16 protein-coding genes are annotated in these 17,952 nt (G+C 62.2%); all 16 read right to left on the bottom strand.

Annotated elements, in window-relative coordinates; all coding sequences use genetic code 11:
• Nucleotides 1-19 precede the first annotated feature (19 nt).
• Entirely contained in the window at nucleotides 20-1,057 is a 1,038-nt protein-coding gene (locus tag V6F78_RS02620) for a Rieske 2Fe-2S domain-containing protein (protein WP_047274783.1), read from the bottom strand.
• 114 nt (nucleotides 1,058-1,171) lie between these two features.
• Nucleotides 1,172-1,999, bottom strand: a complete 828-nt coding sequence (locus V6F78_RS02615; RefSeq protein ID WP_047291406.1) for an SDR family NAD(P)-dependent oxidoreductase — start codon at nucleotides 1,997-1,999, stop codon at nucleotides 1,172-1,174.
• 15 nt (nucleotides 2,000-2,014) lie between these two features.
• Nucleotides 2,015-2,782 (bottom strand): SDR family oxidoreductase, encoded by a 768-nt coding sequence (locus V6F78_RS02610; protein WP_332726570.1) that lies wholly within the window; start codon nucleotides 2,780-2,782, stop codon nucleotides 2,015-2,017.
• Between the two features lie 99 nt (nucleotides 2,783-2,881).
• Nucleotides 2,882-4,138 carry a helix-turn-helix transcriptional regulator gene (locus tag V6F78_RS02605; RefSeq protein WP_047291404.1) on the bottom strand — a complete coding sequence of 419 codons (1,257 nt, stop codon included), beginning with the start codon at nucleotides 4,136-4,138 and terminating at the stop codon, nucleotides 2,882-2,884.
• 167 nt (nucleotides 4,139-4,305) lie between these two features.
• Nucleotides 4,306-6,732 carry an efflux RND transporter permease subunit gene (locus tag V6F78_RS02600; protein WP_047291403.1) on the bottom strand — a complete coding sequence of 809 codons (2,427 nt, stop codon included), beginning with the start codon at nucleotides 6,730-6,732 and terminating at the stop codon, nucleotides 4,306-4,308.
• Nucleotides 6,733-6,742: 10 nt separating this feature from the next.
• Nucleotides 6,743-7,717 carry a WD40/YVTN/BNR-like repeat-containing protein gene (locus V6F78_RS02595; RefSeq protein WP_332726568.1) on the bottom strand — a complete coding sequence of 325 codons (975 nt, stop codon included), beginning with the start codon at nucleotides 7,715-7,717 and terminating at the stop codon, nucleotides 6,743-6,745.
• Between the two features lie 238 nt (nucleotides 7,718-7,955).
• Nucleotides 7,956-9,311 carry an MATE family efflux transporter gene (locus tag V6F78_RS02590; protein ID WP_047291401.1) on the bottom strand — a complete coding sequence of 452 codons (1,356 nt, stop codon included), beginning with the start codon at nucleotides 9,309-9,311 and terminating at the stop codon, nucleotides 7,956-7,958.
• A 152-nt stretch (nucleotides 9,312-9,463) separates the two neighbouring features.
• On the bottom strand, nucleotides 9,464-10,672 hold the full coding sequence (locus V6F78_RS02585) for an acetyl-CoA C-acyltransferase (RefSeq protein ID WP_094990809.1): 1,209 nt from the start codon (nucleotides 10,670-10,672) through the stop codon (nucleotides 9,464-9,466).
• 8 nt (nucleotides 10,673-10,680) lie between these two features.
• Entirely contained in the window at nucleotides 10,681-11,151 is a 471-nt protein-coding gene (locus tag V6F78_RS02580) for a MaoC family dehydratase (protein WP_095008338.1), read from the bottom strand.
• 10 nt (nucleotides 11,152-11,161) lie between these two features.
• Nucleotides 11,162-11,947 carry an SDR family oxidoreductase gene (locus V6F78_RS02575; protein WP_047291396.1) on the bottom strand — a complete coding sequence of 262 codons (786 nt, stop codon included), beginning with the start codon at nucleotides 11,945-11,947 and terminating at the stop codon, nucleotides 11,162-11,164.
• Nucleotides 11,948-11,980: 33 nt separating this feature from the next.
• A complete protein-coding gene (locus tag V6F78_RS02570; protein ID WP_047274802.1) occupies nucleotides 11,981-12,859 on the bottom strand; it encodes an SDR family oxidoreductase in 879 nt (292 codons plus the stop codon).
• A 10-nt stretch (nucleotides 12,860-12,869) separates the two neighbouring features.
• Nucleotides 12,870-14,021, bottom strand: a complete 1,152-nt coding sequence (locus tag V6F78_RS02565) for an acetyl-CoA C-acetyltransferase (protein WP_332726567.1) — start codon at nucleotides 14,019-14,021, stop codon at nucleotides 12,870-12,872.
• A gap of 3 nt (nucleotides 14,022-14,024) precedes the next feature.
• A complete protein-coding gene (locus tag V6F78_RS02560; protein ID WP_047291392.1) occupies nucleotides 14,025-15,080 on the bottom strand; it encodes an acyl-CoA dehydrogenase family protein in 1,056 nt (351 codons plus the stop codon).
• An 8-nt stretch (nucleotides 15,081-15,088) separates the two neighbouring features.
• Nucleotides 15,089-16,243, bottom strand: coding sequence for an acyl-CoA dehydrogenase family protein (locus V6F78_RS02555; protein WP_047291390.1), 1,155 nt, complete (start codon nucleotides 16,241-16,243; stop codon nucleotides 15,089-15,091).
• A 10-nt stretch (nucleotides 16,244-16,253) separates the two neighbouring features.
• The gene (locus V6F78_RS02550; protein ID WP_047274965.1) at nucleotides 16,254-17,006 is read right to left on the bottom strand and encodes an enoyl-CoA hydratase family protein; all 753 of its coding nucleotides are present in this window, start codon (nucleotides 17,004-17,006) and stop codon (nucleotides 16,254-16,256) included.
• A 168-nt stretch (nucleotides 17,007-17,174) separates the two neighbouring features.
• Entirely contained in the window at nucleotides 17,175-17,717 is a 543-nt protein-coding gene (locus V6F78_RS02545) for a PadR family transcriptional regulator (protein ID WP_047277146.1), read from the bottom strand.
• Nucleotides 17,718-17,952: the final 235 nt, after the last annotated feature.

Genomic DNA, 17,952 nt, shown 5'->3' with positions numbered 1-17,952 from the left:
ATCAAAAAGCCAGTGTTGATCAGCGATTATCCACCGTGGTGAACTCGCGGCACTCGGCCATGCTGGCCGGGATGCTGGCCTCATCGGTGAAGAACTGCTGATACCACTCGCGCAGCTGGTACACGGGGCCGTCGCCTTCCGCCAGCACCGGGTTGTTGACGCGAATCTTGTGGGTCCAGATGTCCACGTCCTGATAGAACGAGTCGCGGTTGCGCTGCACGTAATCGATGGCCAGCGCTTCGTTTTGCGCGTCACTCCAGCCCGGCACTTTTTTCACCATGCAGCCAAAGCGCAATTCGAAACTGTTGGGGCCGATCGGCACGTGACAGTTGAGCAGGATGGACTTGATCTCTTGACCGTCGAACATGGCGCGCATGCGGGTAAAGTGCGTGGCCGGGCCGTAGTACGCCGATTCGGCGACCAGATCACCGCCCAGGCGCTCGGAGTCGCCATGGAAAATCTGCTGGGCGATATGGCCCTGAAAAACGTTGTGAAAGTACTTGGTCGGTGTGCCGTGTACTGGGCCGAAATGCTGTGCGTCCACCAGGTTATCGACCAGCTCGCGTGGCTGGGTGTTGATGATCAGTTTGTCCATGTGCCAGCTGTGCAGCCACTCGTCACTGTCCATCTCGGGCAAGTGCGGGATCACCACGTCTTCGGCGGGCGGCTTGCCTTCGGGGTTGTTCCACACGAACAGCAGCTTGTTGACTTCACAGGTTTGCCAGGCGCGGGTTTTGGCTTTGGGCGGGATGCGCTTGCAGTAAGGGATTTCCACGCACTTGCCGCTGGCGTCGTATTGCCAATGATGGAACGGGCAGACGATGCGGTCGTTCTCAATCGTGCCTTGGGACAAGTCCGCGCCCATGTGCGGGCAGTGCGCGTCGAGCACGCTGATCGCCCCTGACGCAGTGGAAAAAGCCAGTAGCCGGGTGCCGAAAATGTTCAACGTATGCAGCTTGCCATCACGGAACTCGTCCGCTTCACCCAGGCAATGCCACCCCCGTCCGAAGCGCGGCGACAGGGCATTTTCGACGTGGATTTCTGCGAGCTTAGTCATTTTTATTATTCCTCCGGTTAAAGGCCACGGGACCTGCCCGATGATCTTCAACCAGGGCAGGCGCGGGTTCATCGTTCAGATGGACTAGAAGCCGCCCCTCACCCCGACCTTTGGCTACCACTGCACAATCGCATGCTCACGTGCAAAAGGCTGGCAATGAATGGTCTTGCGCTGATGATCCACCGCCGCAGGATCGGTGGCCAGCCACAGCATCACCGCCGCGGGCACCTGGGGCGGCGCTGACCCCGCCCGCAGGGCGATCACACCCTTGTCGCCAATGGTGGCCCGCAAGGCGTCTGTGGTGACCACCCCCGGATTGAGCGTATAGGCGCGGATGCCCTGCTCCCCCAGCTCCACCGATAAAATCCCCGACAGCCTTGAGACCACCGCCTTGCCCGCGCCATAGGCATAGCCCCAACCGCCCTTGCCCGCCGCCACGGGCGGGTCGCTTTCGCCTGCACCGGAGGTCACGTTAATCACCACCCCGCCGCCCTGCTCCAGCATCCCGTCGACCACGGCGCGGGTCAGCAAAAAGGGCGTCATCACATACCCTTGAAACACCCGTTCAAGGGTCGTCGGGTCCAGCGCCATAAAGGCTGCGTTCAAATCGCTGCCCTGATAAATGGCGTTATTGATCAGCACATCCACCCGGCCGTATTCAGCAAACACCGCCTTGCTGGCAGCCAGTACCGACGCGCTGTCGAGCAAATCCATGGGGACCACCAGCGCCTTGCGACCCAGCGCGCGGATCGCCTCGGCGGTGCCGTTCAGACTGCCCGGCAACGGCGTGCCGTCGGGGTTTGACAACCCATGGGTGTGGCGCTCACCTTCTTCCACGCTGCGGGCGCTGATGGCCAAATCAAACCCGGCACGGGCAAACGCCAACGCGGTTTCACGCCCGATGCCACGGCTGGCACCGGTCACAAATGCGACTTTATTCATGGCAATTCCTTGGGTTTAAAACCGTTGTGGACGCGCCTTGGCATCCATCCCGCCATCGACAAACAGCACGCTGCCGGTGATGAAACTGGCCTGCGGCGATTGCAAAAAGGCCACGGCCTGCGCGATTTCGGCTGGGTCGCCCGCACGCCCCAGCGGCGCCACAAAGTCGCGCACAGCCTGACCGAAGCGGGCATCGTCCTTGGCGGCTTGGTGCAGCGGCGTCTCGACAGCGCCGGGGGCGATCACATTCAGGCGGATGCCCTGGGCGGCCCATTGCACCGCTTTGCGCCGCGCATCGCAGGTGACGGCGTATTTGGAGCCCGCATACGCGATGTGCGGCTGAGCCAGGGCATCGGCCAACGCCAGCGCCTGCGCTTCCTCCCCTGCCAACAGGGCGGCCACCATCGGTTGTTGCTCAGCGCCGGCGTGGGTTGCAGCCACCGAACCGATCACCAGCGCGGCCGGTTGCGTGCCTTTTGACAGCGCCTCGGTCAACCCGTCAAGCAACTCACTGACGCCAAAATAATTGACCGCCAGCACCAGGCTGCTAGATGACGCGGTCACCCCCAGCCCGGCGCAACACACCAGCCCGTCCAGCACGCCCTCGCACTGCTCCAACACCTGCGCCACCGCGCCTTGCCTGCCTGCTGTGCTGGACAAGTCGGCGATCACGTCGGCCTGGGCGCGATCAATCCCGATGATGCGATGACCGGCTGCGCGCAACACCTCACACACGGCCGCGCCGATCCCGGATGCAGAACCGCTGACAGCTGTAACTGGCATAGGGTTTTCCTCGTTAAGTGCAGGCCCTTGGCGGCCTGATGGGTATTGAGCCGACGGCGATATCACACCTCGCCGTCAGCTCGCGAATACATCAGCCGCTTAGGCCGTCTGGCGAAGGGGCCGAGGCGGTTTCGGGGCCAATTGCGGGGCGGGCACCAGCACCTTTTCAGGCGTTCGCAAGGCGCACTTGGGCTTTCCCAGCGCGACCACGCTGTTCAGCAGAATCCTCACCAGTTCGGTCTGGCGTCGCACGCCGGTCTTGGAAAAGATCGAGCGCAGGTGAGCCCGGGCAGTGTTGCGCCGGATGTTGAGGTTTTCGGCGGCTTCTTCCAGCGACAAACCATTGGCCAACTCCATCGCCAGTGCCGTTTCGGCCTTGGTCAGGTTGAACAGTTGCTTGGTCACCACTTCGCTGGCCAGCGACTTGCCCACAGCGTCGCGGATGTACACCACAGCGGCGGGCTTGCTTTTGCCCTCGGCCCATTCCAGCGACGGGATCGCCTCGACCACCACCCCAAGGCTGACCTGTCCCGATGGCCGGGTGACGGACATGGCGTCCGCGGTGACCCCGCCCTCGCGCACTTCAGCGCTGAACGCGTGTTTGACGAGCCGCTGCAACTCGCGGTTGTCACTCGGGTAGGTGGCCTCCAGACGCCCGCCCACCAGCTTCAGGCCATCAGCGCTGCTGAGGATTTCTTCGGCAACCGGGTTCAGGCGCAGCACTTTGCCGGTCTCATCCAGCACGATGGTGGCCACGGACAAGCGGCTGATGGCCTGGGAATACAGCTCGCTGATGGACTCGCTGCGGTCCAGCAGGTTGTGCATGTGCAGGGCGCGGCGCAAATGCGGCAAAAACATGCTGCACAACGCGCGTTCAGAGGCTGAAAACGCGGGGGAAGATTTAGGCCGGGTGATGCGAAAACGCAGTTTGCCGCCATCGGGCGTCGAGATATCGGCCCCCATCACGTGGTACACGTTTTGCGGCCCGCAGTACGCCTTGAAATACGCCGACGCCACCCAGTCGGCCTCGCTCATCAAGTCTTCGACCGTGAATACCTGATCCAGCGCCTGACCGGTAAACGGTGTGTTGGTTTGCGGGTAGGTCTGATACGTGAGCTCGCCTTCGCCTTCAATGTCCCCCGCCACGATCATCAGGCCGAGGTCAGGCTGGTCCGGCACGCGCAGGATCAGCGTGGCGTAGTTGGCCTTGAACATCATGCGCACGGCGCACAAGGTGCGGCCCATGACTTTGGGGTCCAGGGCGCCGTCATAAAAGCTGCCGACCATATGATCGTAATCGTTCAATTCGAGCCCCAGGTCGGCCAGGGTCTGCGGGTTCAGGGTCACTGTATCCATGGACGTTTCCTCGCAATGGGCGCGGTTCGAGACCTGCCCTTTTTTATTGTTATTGTTGCCAGTCGACACGCGCGCGAGCGCCTGTCAGGTAATCCGTAACACCTTGCAAAGCCGGCTCAGTGTGGGGTCAACGCCGAACACTGTGCAATCACGCCATAGGCTTTGTTTCATCGATTTGTGATGTCTTTGGCAGCGACGCTGGGTTTGAGCGGGTAATGCCCGCACGCGCCTTCTTTGGCACGCTGTTTGACCTTCACCAGCGGCCGTCCGAGGTTGAACCAGGCCGCCAGCGCCGGGAGCAGGAAGATCGCGCCCAGCACGTTGACCAGAAACATGAACGACAACAGCACGCCCATGTCGGCCTGGAACTTCAAGGGGGCAAACGCCCAGGTACACACGCCGATGGACATGGTCAGTGCCGTGAACACCGCCGCCGTTCCGCGCTGGCACATGGCTTCATAAAAGGCGGTGCGCAGGTCCTTGCCGTCGGCCATTTCATGCTGGATGCGCTCATACAGGTAAATGCCGTAATCGACCCCGACCCCGACCCCCAGTGCCATCACCGGCAAGGTGGCGACTTTCAGGCCGATGCCCAGCGTGGCCATCAGCGCATTACACAGAATAGCCACAATCGCCAGCGGCACCAGAATGCACAATACCGCGCGGAACGAGCCGAACGTCAGCCAGCAAAACAGCGCCACCGAGCCAAACAGCGCCGCCAGCATCACCACTTCGGCCTGCTTGACCGCGTCGTTGGAGGCCGCCATCACCCCGACATTGCCCCCCGCCAGCAAGAACTCGACGTGTGGGCCCTGCACGCTGGCGATGATGCGTTTGGTTTCGTCGACCACATGGCTCACAGTGGCGCCCTCGTGGTCGGTCAGAAACACCAGGATCTGCATGCGCTGGCAGCCTTCGGTCACCAAACCGTCGTCCGGCATGTACGCGCGGGCGCCCTGGCTCAAGCCGCGCTCGGAACCGGGGATCGCCGACCAACGCGGGTTGCCTTCGTTATTACCGGCAATCACGTTTTTACTCATGCCCGCCACGCTCTGCACCGACTGCACGCCCGGCACGCTGCGAATCTGGAAGTCAAACGACTCCACAGCGCGCATCACTTCGGGCGCCAGGCACCCTTCGTCAATGCCCTTGACCTGCACGAACACCGACATCACGTCCAGACCGATGGAATAACTGCTGATGATCTTCTGGTTGTCCTGGTTGTAGCGCGAATCCGCCCGCAGTTCCGGCGCGCCGAGGCCGATATCGCCTACCGCCAGGTCCCGGGCTTTATAGGCGCCGATGCCCAATAGCATCAGGCTCACCGCAAACACCGCCATCGCCGGGCGCGGTTCGGCCAGGGCCGACAGCCGCCACCACAGCGCATGTTTGCCACGGGCCTGCAGGCCCTGGCGCAGCGCACTGCGCTCAAGGCTCAGGTACGACAGGATGATCGGCAGCATCAGTTTGTTGGTGATGATCATCAACATCACGCCGATACAAGCCGTCACCCCCAGCTCGTGAACGATGGGAATGTCGATCAGCATGATCACGCCAAAGCCCAAGGCATTCATCAGCAACGCCAGGGAGCCGGGGATGAAAATCTTGCAAAACGCGCTGTGGGCCGCCTGAACCGCCGAACTTCCGGCCAACACGTCCTGTTTCCAGGCGTTGGTCATTTGCACGGCGTGGGACACGCCAATCGAGAAAATCAGGAACGGCACCAGAATCGACATCGGGTCGATCCCCAGCCCCAACAGCGGCAGCAAGCCCAGCAGCCAGACCACCGGCAACAGAGCCACCACCAGCGCCACCAGCGTCAGGCGCCACGAGCGCGAATACAGCCACAGCAACAGGCCGGTGATGACAAAGGCAATCACAAAGAAGCCGATCACCGTGTTCAGGCCCTCGACCACGTCCCCCACCAGCTTGGCGAAACCGACGATATTGATCTCAATGTTGTCATTGCTGTATTTGCCGCGAATGTCCTCCAGGCGTTGAGCGACCTCGGCATACGACACCGACTGGCCCGTCTTGGGGTCGAGGTCTTGCAAGTCGGCGCGGACCATCGACGACCTGAGGTCGTTGGCCACCAACCTGCCGATTTGCCCCGAACGCGCCACATTGCTGCGCACCTGGCTCAGGTCATCGTCCGACCCGGTAAAGCGCGGCGGCACCACCACGTCACCGAAAAAACCGTCTTCGGTGATTTCGATGTAACGCACGTTGGCGGTGAACAGCGACGTGACACTGGCGCGGCTGACGCCATTGATGAAGAACACGTCATCGGTGACTTTGTTCAGGGTTTCAAGAAACTCGCGGTTGTAAATGTCGCCCTCACCCTTCCAGCGCACGCTGACCAAAAAGCGGTTGGCGCCGGTGAAGTACTGGCTGAAATTGAGGAAATTGACCATGTATTCATTGCGCACCGGAATTTGCTTGTTAAACCCCGGATCGAGCCGGGTGTGCGTGGCGCTGTACCCCAACGCCAGCGTCAGCAATACAAACAGCGCCAACAGGGCTTTGCGCCAGTGGATCAGCAGGTCGGCGGTGCGCTCGACCATGCGCGTGACAGTGGACTTGGCAACGTTCATTTAGCGCCTCTCATTGAGCTCGCGCAGCAACGCTGCTGTCCGTGCCCTGGAATACTCCGCGTTCGCCGCCCACCAACAGGCGGTTGGCCCCCACCAGCACGGCCGAGGTCAATGTCCCCAGCCCCGACAGACGTGTGGCGCTGACCAATTGGCCCTGGCCATCAAGGCGCACCATCGAACTGCCTGCACCGACGATCAGCACACCCTCTCCATTGGGCAATAACGCATGCCCATACAGCGGCAGGCTGTTACCCACGGCCACCTGTTGCCAGGAGTGACCGAAATCCTGCGTCACAAAAACATGGCCGCGCATGCCGTAAGCCACCCAGCGTTGCGCGCTCAAGCGCACCACGCCAAACAGCGAGCCGTTGTAGAACGGTGCCAGGGTTTGCCAATGCTGGCCCGCATCGTCGGTGCGCATCACCAACCCCTGTTCGCCCACCAGCATGCGCCGACCGTCCGGCCCGCCGTCCATGCCATTGAGGTGGGCACTGTCCACGCTCAATTCGGCGGTTTGCCAGGTGCGGCCTTCGTCGTCGGACTGATAAAACTTGCCGAAGCTGCCAAATGCCAGCACGTGCGTGCCGCCAGCGCTCCAGATGCCGAGCAGCGGCTCACCCAGCTCGCTGTCGTGGCGCACCTCCTGCCACTGAGCGCCCTGATCGGCCGAGCGCAGAATCCAGCCGTCATGGCCTACGGCCAATAAGTTGTCATCCGCCAGTGCCACCACGGCCGTCAGGGTCAGGTCGCGCTGCGGCTGGACCGTCGCGGGCTGCCAGGACACGCCCTGATCATCGCTGAGTAAAATCGTCCCGCGCTCGCCCACCGCCACCACGCGCTGGTCGAGGTAGAGCATGCCGTTGATTTGCAGGCGATCCGGGCGCAGCGGCTCGGCGGCGACGTCCAGGGCTTTGCGGGGGGCGAAGGTAAAGCCGATGGTGGCCGCGACGATCAGGCACACCAGATAACCGATCATCGAGCGCATGGTCGAGACCTCGTCACACGAGGCAGTAGCAGGGCGAATTGCATGCGGCCAGTCCTCTTCTTTTTATAGTCGTGGATGCTCTGGCGAACTCAGCGGCGAGGTCGCTGGAACCTGGCCCCGATCATCGGACTGGTCAGTCACAGGCACATCGTCCAAATGGCCTAGCTGTCTGGAATGAGTAGTTTGAATGAGCGCGCAGGGCAGTTACGCTCGGCAACTGCCACGCATCAGGCAGGGATCAGATCAGGCGCTGGATCTGTTTGTGACGCCACACCAAACGGTAGTAGGCGGTTTGCAGGACCAGCATGGTGAGGTAAGTGATCGGAAACGCCATCCATACCCCTTGCAGCCCATAGTGCGCATCGAGCAGGTACGCCACCGGCAATTCCACGCCCAGCACGCAGAAAATCGTGATCCCCATTGGCACCAGCACCACCCCGCTGGCGCGCATAATGCCGCCCACCACCGCCTGAAAACCAAAAAACAGGATGCTCCAGAGCATGATGTGCAGCAGGTGTTCGGCCCGTACCCGCGCCTCGGCATCGGTGATGAACAACCCGAGCAGCCAGTGCGAGAGCACATAGCCCAGCAGCACCAGCGCACCGGTCAACCACAGGTTGATCATCAGGCCTGTGCGCAGGATCGGCCCGATGCGTTCGAGTTTGCCCGCACCAATCGCCTGCGCGCCGAGGATCGAGGCCGTAATGGCAATCGACAATGCCGGAAACTGCACATAGTTGACGATCTGCGTCACCGCTCCGTAGGCCGCCGTGGCCTGTGAACCATGACTGTTAACCAGCGCCAAAATCACCAATTCCGAGAGCGATAACACGATCATTTGCACACCGGTCGGCAAACCGATGCGCAACACCTTGCCTAAAATGGCGCGATCAAGGCGCAGCGCGGACCACAGCTCACGGTCCGGCGCCATCACGCTGTTTTTGTGGCGCAGGCGAAGCCCGAGAAAGAGCATGGCCAGCACGTTGCCGGCCAGCCCGGCGTAGGCAGCACTTAAAATGCCCAAGCGCGGCAAACCGGCCCAGCCCAGAATAAGCGCGGGCGTCAACAACAGCCCCACGGCGGTGGACACCACCAGCGCCAGCAGCGGCGACACCGTGTCGCTGACGCCCCGCAATAACTGGGTTAGCAGGATAAAAACCAGCAGTAGCGGCATGATCAACATCGTGATCCGCGCATAGGCCACAGCATCGTCCAGCACATCCACCGGCGTGCCCAAGCCTTGCAAAGCCTGGCGCGCAAACAGACTGCCCAACATCGCCGCCACCAAGCCGATGACTAAACCCAGGGTCAGCGTGGCGCCGGTGATTTTCTTCACCATCAGCGTCTCGCCCGCGCCCCAGGCCTGCCCGATCAACACCGATGCCCCAGCCCCTAAACCCACCACCAGGGCAATAAAGAAGAACACAATCGGAAACATGCCCGACACAGCGGCCAGCGCCTGAGTCCCCAGCATCTGTCCGATGTAAATGCCATTGAGCGTGCCGGAGAAAACTTGCAGGAAGTTGGACAGCACCATCGGTGCCAGAAAAATCAGGTAGATCTGCCACAGGGGCCGTTGTGACGGGGATTGCATCACCGGTTGACCTCAAAATAAAGCAATGAGGGGTTATACCGTAAATGGCCAGTAAATGGCGAACTGCCCCGGCCCCGCAGGCGCGGGCTGACCTCATGGCCAGCCATGCAGCCCGCACGGCGAGGCCTGCCAGCCTAAAAAACGACTCTGTTTCAGATGATTTCAAACAGTCCCGCTGCGCCCATCCCGCCGCCAATGCACATGGCCACCACGACAAACCGGGCGCCGCGACGACGGCCTTCCAGCAAGGCGTGCCCCACCATACGGGCTCCCGACATGCCAAACGGATGCCCGATGGAAATGGCGCCGCCGTTGACGTTCAGGCGCTCGTTGGGAATGTGCAGAAAGTCTCGGCAGTGCACCACCTGACAGGCGAAGGCCTCGTTGATTTCCCACAGATCGATGTCCGAGACCGTCAGCCCGAAGCGCTTAAGCAGTTTGGGGATGGCGTAGACCGGCCCGATGCCCATTTCTTCCGGCGCACAGCCGCTCACGGCCATCCCGCGGTACACGCCCAGCGCTTCAATCCCGCGCTGCCGGGCTTCGGCGCGGCTCATTAACAGGACTGCCGAGGCGCCGTCAGAAAATTGCGACGCGTTGCCCGCCGTCACAAACTCGCCCTGCTGCACCCAGTGGCCGTCTTTCCACACCGGTTTGAGCGCGGCCAGATCGGCCAGCGTGGTGGACGGGCGATTGCATTCGTCGCGGTCGGCTATGACGTCCTGATGCCCGGCCGGCTGGCCTTCTTTATCAAACAGCAGCTTGCGCGCCGCCAACGGTACGATTTCGTCAGCAAACAGACCTGCCGCTTGGGCGGCGGCCGTGCGTTGCTGGCTTTGCAGCGAATAGGCGTCCTGCACCTCGCGGCTGATGCCGTAACGGCGCGACACGAGCTCGGCTGTTTCCAGCATCGGGATATACGCCGTCGGCATGCACTCAATGACCGCTTGGGACTGCGCGCGGTAGGTGTTTTTGTATTTATTTTGCGTCAGGGACAGCGACTCGACGCCCCCGGCCACAGCAATCGAAAGATCGCCCGCCAGGATGCCGTTCGCAGCGATGCCGATGCTCATCAGCCCCGACGCGCACATGCGGTCTATCGCCATACCGGGCACCGTGTCGGGCAAGCCGCCGGTGTAGGCGCACAGGCGACCGATGTTGTAGCCCTGGGTGCCCTGCTGCGCCGCCGCGCCCATGATCACGTCCCCGACGGCGCCCGGCTCGATCCCAGCCCGCTCGACCACCGCGCGCACCACATGGCCGCCGAGCACAGGCGCCTCGGTGTCATTGAAGGAACCGCGAAACGACTTGGTCAGCGCCGTACGGGCAGTGGAAACGATCACGACATCATTGGCATTCATGCACAGGCTCACTGTTCAAGAGGGTTGAAGGTGTAACGGCTGATGGTGTCCACCACGCAGCCGGGGCGATCGCTGCCCTCGATTTCGACGCTGATGCGCACCACCACTTGCAGCGTTTGGCCCAGGGTTTCCACGCGCAGGATTTCACCGTGCCCGCGCACCCGCGAGCCGACCCTGACGGGTGCCGGGAAGCGCAAGCGGTCGCTGCCGTAGTTCACGCCCATGGCCAGGTTGGCGAACTGCATGAGCTGCGGCATAAACAGATTGGCCAGCGCCAGGGTCAAGTAACCGTGGGCGATACAGGCCCCGAACGGCCCCGTGGCCGCGCGTTCGGGGTCGACGTGAATCCACTGGTGATCGCCCGTGGCTTCGGCAAACAGGTTAATGCGCGCCTGGGTCAGCAGCAGCCAGTCGGTGCGGCCCAAATCCTGCCCCTGCGCCGCCAGCAACTGTTGCGCATTGGTAAACAGCGTACTCATGCGCAACTCCTCAGGCTTGCTGCGAACTGACCGGCAACACTTCGCCGACCATGTACGAGGCGTAATCACTGGCCAGAAACACCATGACATTGGCCACTTCCCAGACTTCGGCGGCACGGCCGAAGGCTTCGCGGCTGGCCAGTTGTTCCAGTAAGTCATTGCTGGAGGCTTTCTTTAAAAACTCATGCAAGGCAATCGACGGCGCCACAGCGTTGATGCGCACCCCGCTTTCGGCCGCTTCCAGCGCGCTGCAACGGGTCAGGGCCATGACCCCGGCTTTGGCGGCGGCGTAATGCGCCTGTTCTTTTTGCGCTCGCCAGCCCAGTACCGAAGCGTTGTTGACAATGGCCCCGGCGCCGCGTTTCTCCATGTGCGGCAGCATGGCGCGAGTCATGCGCATGGTGCCGGTCAGGGTGATATCCAGCACCGATGACCACTGTTGATCGGTCATCTCCGTCAGGCGCACCTGACCGCCGAGCCCGGCGTTGTTAATCAGCACATCAACACCGCCCAGCGCGTCTTCGGCGGCGGCGACCAGGGCTTGCACCTCGGCCTCCACGGTGACGTTGCACAGCTGACCGAACACGGCCTGCAACCCGGTTTCGGCCTTAAGGCGTTCAACGGCTTCTTCGAGGCGGCGCGGATGAATGTCAGAAATCATCAAGGCGCGACAGCCTTCTTCGGCGCAGCGTTTGGCGGCGGCATAGCCGATGCCTGCGCCGGCGGCGGCGGTAATCAGAATGGACTTACCGGCCAACAGTTGATGGCCGGGAACATAGGGAGGCGCCTGTTTCATGGTTGTGACTCTCTTGTGTCAGGTTTCAATCGTTCAGCTTCCCCACACCCGTTGCGCTGTGGGCGCTTCGGCAAGGATCTGATCCAGCGCGTGCCCGACTTCTTCAGGCCGCCATTGCGCCCCTTTGTCGCGCGTTACCCCGGTACGCCAACCGTCGCCCAACGACAGGCGTCCGCCCTGACTTTCGATGATTTGCCCAGTGACATGGCCCGACAACGCGCTGCCCAACCACACCACCAACGGCGCCACGTTTTCCGGTGCCCAAGCATCGAACCCTCCGTCCTCGGGCTTTTTCACCACCTCGGGCATCGCACTTTCGGTCATCGAAGTCCGGGCCGCGGGCGCCAAGGCGTTGGCCGTCACGCCGTAGCGCGCCAGTTCCGCCGCCTGCACCAGCGTCAATGCGGCGATCCCGCCCTTGGCCGCGCTGTAATTGGATTGCCCCACTGAGCCCTGCAAACCGGCCCCCGAGCTGGTGTTGATGATGCGCGCCGCCACCGGTTGCCCGGCCTTGGCCTGATCGCGCCAGCGCTTGCCCAAAATCGTGGCCAGGCAAAAATGCCCCTTCAGGTGGACCCGCATCACGGCGTCCCAATCCTCTTCACTGAGGCTGATAAACATGCGGTCACGCAGAATCCCGGCGTTGTTTACCAGCACGTGGACCTCGCCAAACGCGGCCAGCGCGGCGTCGACGATGCGCTGCGCCGTGGCCACGGTGGTGATGTCGTCAGCGTTGGCGATGGCCTGCCCGCCGCCCTCACGGATTTCTCCGGCCACCTGTTCGGCGGCATCGTGGCGAATGTCATTGACCACCACATTCGCGCCTTCTTGCGCGAACGCCAGCGCATAGGCGCGCCCCAGACCACCGCCCGCCCCCGTAATGATCACGGTCCGTCCTTCACAAATCGCCATCTCGCTGCTCCTAAAGACGCTCAATAATTGTCACGTTGGCCTGCCCGCCGCCTTCGCACATGGTCTGCAAGCCGTAGCGGCCGCCACTGTGTTCCAGTTGATGAAGCAGGCTGGTCATCAGCCGCGCACCGCTGGCACCCAACGGGTGACCGAGGGCAATGGCACCGCCATTGGGATTGGTGCGGGCCGGGTCGTAATCGAGTTCGCGGGCCCATGCCATCACCACCGAGGCGAAGGCTTCGTTGATTTCCACCAGGTCGATCTCGTCCATGCGCAGCCCGGTTTTCTTCAGCGCGGCGCGGGTGGCGGCAATCGGCGCGGTGAGGTGCCAGATCGGGTCATCGCCCAGCACCGATACATGATGAATACGCGCGCGCGGGGTGAGGTTGTAGCGTTTGAGCGCGGCTTCGGAGACCACCAACAGGGCGGCCGACGCATCACAGGTCTGGCTGGAAACCGCCGCGGTAATGGACGGAAACTCGGCAGACACCGGCTCCAGCTCGGCCATTTTGGCCAGGCTGGTATGCCGGGGCGTTTCGTCGTCCACCAACCCTTCGCACGGCACGATTTGAGCGGCAAAACGACCGTCGGCCTGCGCCTGCAACGCACGACGATGACTTTCCAGCGCATAGGCTTCCATCTGCTGGCGGCTGAGCTGCCAATGATCGGCAATCCGCTGCGCGGCATAAAACTGGTTCACCGGCTGATTGCCAAACCGGGCCTGCCAACCCTTGCTGCCGGAAAACGGGTCGCTGAAACCCAGCGGCTGGCCCGCCAGCATCGCTGACGAAATCGGAATCTGTGTCATGGTTTGCACGCCGCCCACGGCGATCACATCCTGGGTGCCACTCATGACCGCCTGCGCCGCAAAGTGCAGGGCCTGTTGCGATGAACCGCACTGACGGTCAATGGTGGTGCCCGGTACATTCATCGCCAGGCCCGCCGCCAGCCAACTGGTGCGAGCGATGTCACCGGCTTGCGATCCAATGGTGTCGACACAGCCGAAGATCACATCATCGTATTCGTCGGCGGGGATCGCGTTGCGCGCCACCAGCGCCTTGAGCACATGGGCGCCGAGGTCGATGGCATGCACATGGGCCAGCGCGCCTTTACGCTTGCCGGTCGGGGTGCGCAGCGCGTCCACAATGTAGGCTTGGGGCATGGTTTATTCCTCGAAGGTATGGCCGGGGCCCAGGGGTGCGCCGCTCAGGACATGGGCGGCCACCCGGGCTTTATGCAGGGCGCGGTCGCCCCACGCGTTGTCGAGCGCCCAGGCGCGCTTCATGAACATTTGCAGGTCGACTTCCCATGTGTAGCCCATGGCGCCGTGTACCTGAATGCCGTGACGCGCGGCCAGCCAAGCGGCTTCGCAACAGGCCAGGCGCGCCTGCGAGACCCACACGTGGGCCGTGCTCTGACCCTGCGCCAATGCATAGGCGGCGCGGTAGAGCACCGGTTTGGCAAACTCCAGTTGCGTGGCCACATCGGCCAGGTGATGTTTGACCGCCTGAAAGCTGCCGATGGGTTTGCCGAATTGCTTGCGCTGGGCGGTGTAATCCACCGACAGGTCTAGCATGCGTTGGGCCAGCCCCAGCAACTGACCCGCCACCGACAACGCGCCGCGACTGAGTGTGTGCGCCCATAACGTGCGGCCCAATTGGCCTTCGGCCACCAACGTGGCGGCACTCGGTTGCCAGCTGACCTGTGCCAGACGCCGTGAGGCATCGAGGCTGGTCAGGTGGTGTACATCGACCAGCGAGCGCGGCACGGCATGCACTTCATCGCCGTGGGCCAGGAGCAACAGGTCCGCATGCCCGGCGTCGGCCACCCACGGGTTAACCGGGTGGCCGACGGAAACCCGCAAGCTGCCGTCGGCAATGCCCGCCAGCCATTCGCCGCGCTTGAACACGCTGGCCGGCAACCCGGCAATCAGCGCGCAGGCCACGTAGGCCGTGTCGGCCAGTGAGTCGGGGATCGCGTAGTAACCCAGTTCCTGGGTCATCAGGGACCACGCCACATCGTCCATGCCCAAACCGCCTGAGGCTTCTGGCACCGACAGCGCGGTCAGGCCCTGCTCGGCAATTTTGTTGCGCAGGTCCGGGGAACGGCCGACGTCGGTTTCCCAGATTTCGCGCAGCATCTCGGGTGCGGCTTCGGTCATCAGAAACCGGCTGATGGCTTCACGGAAGGTGAGTTGGTCGTCGCTAAAGGTAAAGTCCATACCCGGCCTCACTTCGGCAGGCCGAGCATGCGCTCGGCAATGATATTGCGCTGGATCTCGTTGGTTCCGGCGTAGATCGGCCCGGCCTGGGCGAACAGGAAGCCTTCGAGCCAGTCATGGCCATCGTTGGCGGGCCCCGTCAGTTCACCCTGGGCACCTAGAATGCGCAGCGCGGTTTCGTGTATGCGCAGGTCCAGTTCCGACCAGATGATTTTGTTGGTGCTCGATTCGGCGCCGATCTGCGCGCCACGGCTCAGGCGCCCGACCGTGTGATAGGCCGACAAGGCATAGGCTTGCGCGTCCATCCAGGCTTTGCACACGGCCTCGCCCAAGCCCGGATCGCGGTCGGCGCTTGCGCGGTTGGCCTGGTACAGTTCCACCAGTTTTCGCGCGGTGTATTGAAAGCGCGCCGGGGAACGCAACAACAAGCCGCGTTCGAACCCGGCAGTGGCCATTGCCACATGCCAGCCCTGCCCTTCCTCGCCGATGAGGTTTTCCAGCGGGATGCGCACGTCATCAAAGAACACTTCTGCAAACGCGTCTTTGCCGTTGAGTGCCTTGATCGGGCGCACCGTCACCCCCGGTGCATTGAGCGGGACCATGACAAATGACAGCCCATGGTGACGGCTCGAAGCCGGGTCGCTGCGAAACAGGCCGAACAGCCAGTCGGCAAAAATGGCGCGCGTGGACCAGGTTTTCTGGCCGTTCAGCACATACCCTTCGCCGTCGCGGGTGGCTTTGCTGGTAATCGCGGCCATGTCGGAACCGGCGTTCGGCTCCGACCAGCCTTGCGCCCACATGTCGACACTGGCCGCCATGCGAGGCAGGAAGCGTTTTTTCTGGGCCTCGGTGCCGAACTCCATCAGGGTCGGGCCCAACAGTAACTGGCCGTTCTGGTTGACGCGCATGGGCGCTCCGGCGCCGTAATACTCTTCTTCGAAAATCAGCCACTCGATCAAGTCGCAGCCACGCCCGCCCAGCTCCGTGGGCCACATGACCATCGACAGCCGGTTTTCAAACAACGTGGCTTCCCATTGCCGATGCTGTTCGAAACCTTCGCGGGTGTCATAGCTGGCCAGCGGCGCCTTAGGCGCATGGGCGGCGAGCCAGTCCCGCACTTCCTGGCGAAAGGCTTTTTGTTGCGGGGAGTACGTCAGATCCATCGTCAGCACCTCAAAACGTGGCGTCGCGTTTTTCGACAAACGCGCGGCGGGTTTCAGCGGAATCCGCACAGGTGTAGGCCTGCAGCGTGAACCCCTGCTCCCAGCGGTATTTATCTTCCAGATTGCCGTCTTCGATGCCGTTGAGCGCCTCTTTGGCGATACGGATCATGGCGGGGCTTTTGCTCGCGATGGTGCGGGCGATCTGCAAGGCGGTTTCACGCAGTTGCTCGCGGGGCACCACGCGCTCGATGAAACCGTACTGTTGCGCCTCGACGGCGCCGATCTTGTCGCCCGTGAAAAACAGGTAGCGGACCTTTTGCACTGGAAACAGACGCTGCAAATGCGCCCCGCCGCCCATGGCGCCGCGGTCGACTTCAGGCAAGGCGAACGTGGCACATTCAGACGCCAGCACGATGTCGGCCGCGCCGGTAATACCGATCCCGCCGCCCAGGACAAAACCATGCACCGCCACGATGACCGGCACCGGGTTGCGGTGTACGGCTTTAAACGTGGCGTAGTTGCCTGCGTTGACGTCAACGATCAGTTCCGGGTGCGCGTCCAGTTCCTTGATGTCGACACCCGCGCAAAACCCCCGTCCTTCGGCGCGAATCACGATGACCCGCACCTCGGGGTTTTGCCCAAGGGCATCCAGGGTGTTGGCCAGTTCCCGCCACTCGCGACTGTTGAGCGCGTTGACCGGCGGCCGGTCGATCACCAGTTCAGCGACGCCCGCGTCGATACTGGTGTGAAATGCGGTAGAGATTGCGCTGTTCACATGTGCTCCTGAGGTGGCGAAGGCATGGGAGCAGTATGCGAACGCGCGCGGTCAGGATCATCGTCCGTTGAGACTAAACCCGCCCGCTCGAAACAGCGTGCGGGGCACTGCCGCAGGCCAGCCGCACGTGGCCGCTTACCCTGCGACAGCCTGCGGTTATTCGCCGTCTACGATGGCTTTGGCCGTGTCGTTGAGCAGGTTGTGTACCCGCTGGATTTCCTGGGGGCTCCAGTGGCCCTGATGGAGCTGCAAGGCATGGCGCAAATTGTGGATCGCCTGATGAATTTCCGCGGGCCGGTCCTGGCCGCGTAATGAGCGGCGGCTGACGTCAATCCGCATCCAGACGCCATTGAGCGCCACGGTCTGCTGACTTAAAGACCCGCGTCCGGTATCGGTAATCCGATACTGCTTCTTGTCGCCATGGACGCTGACTTCCACCAGTTGCCCTGCTTCCAGATGAGCCAGGGTGGGGTAAATGACGCCGGGACTGGGACTGTAAGCGCCGTCAAACAACGCTTCAATCTGCAAGATCAGGTCATACCCGTGACAGGGCTGCTCGGCGATCAGTGCCAGTAACAACAGTTTTAAATCACCCGGAGCAAACACCCGTGGACTTCGAATCCCGCGCTCACGGCCACCGCGCCTTTCAAGTCCATCCGAATTTTCCTGCCCCCGCCGAACTGTATATTGACTGAACATAAGCCCTCTCTCCTCGCGTTAAAAAAAGCAACATAAAACACAACTTAAAACACAACTCAAGCCACTCTAATCCCGCAATAGAAAGACATAACTTACTTGACCGCCTGCGATATAGCTTAGTTAACCACCTAAACTATTACACTTATTTACCCTTACGACATAACGCAAAAAAATCGGTTAAAACCGCGCGCCTGACGTTGCACGCCACCCTGACGGCCATTATCAATGATATCAA

Origin of the sequence: Pseudomonas sp. ESBL9, assembly GCF_036668715.1 — a bacterium.
In the GTDB taxonomy this organism is placed as follows: Bacteria; Pseudomonadota; Gammaproteobacteria; order Pseudomonadales; family Pseudomonadaceae; genus Aquipseudomonas; species Aquipseudomonas lundensis.
This window is presented reverse-complemented; position numbering and strand designations above follow the sequence as displayed.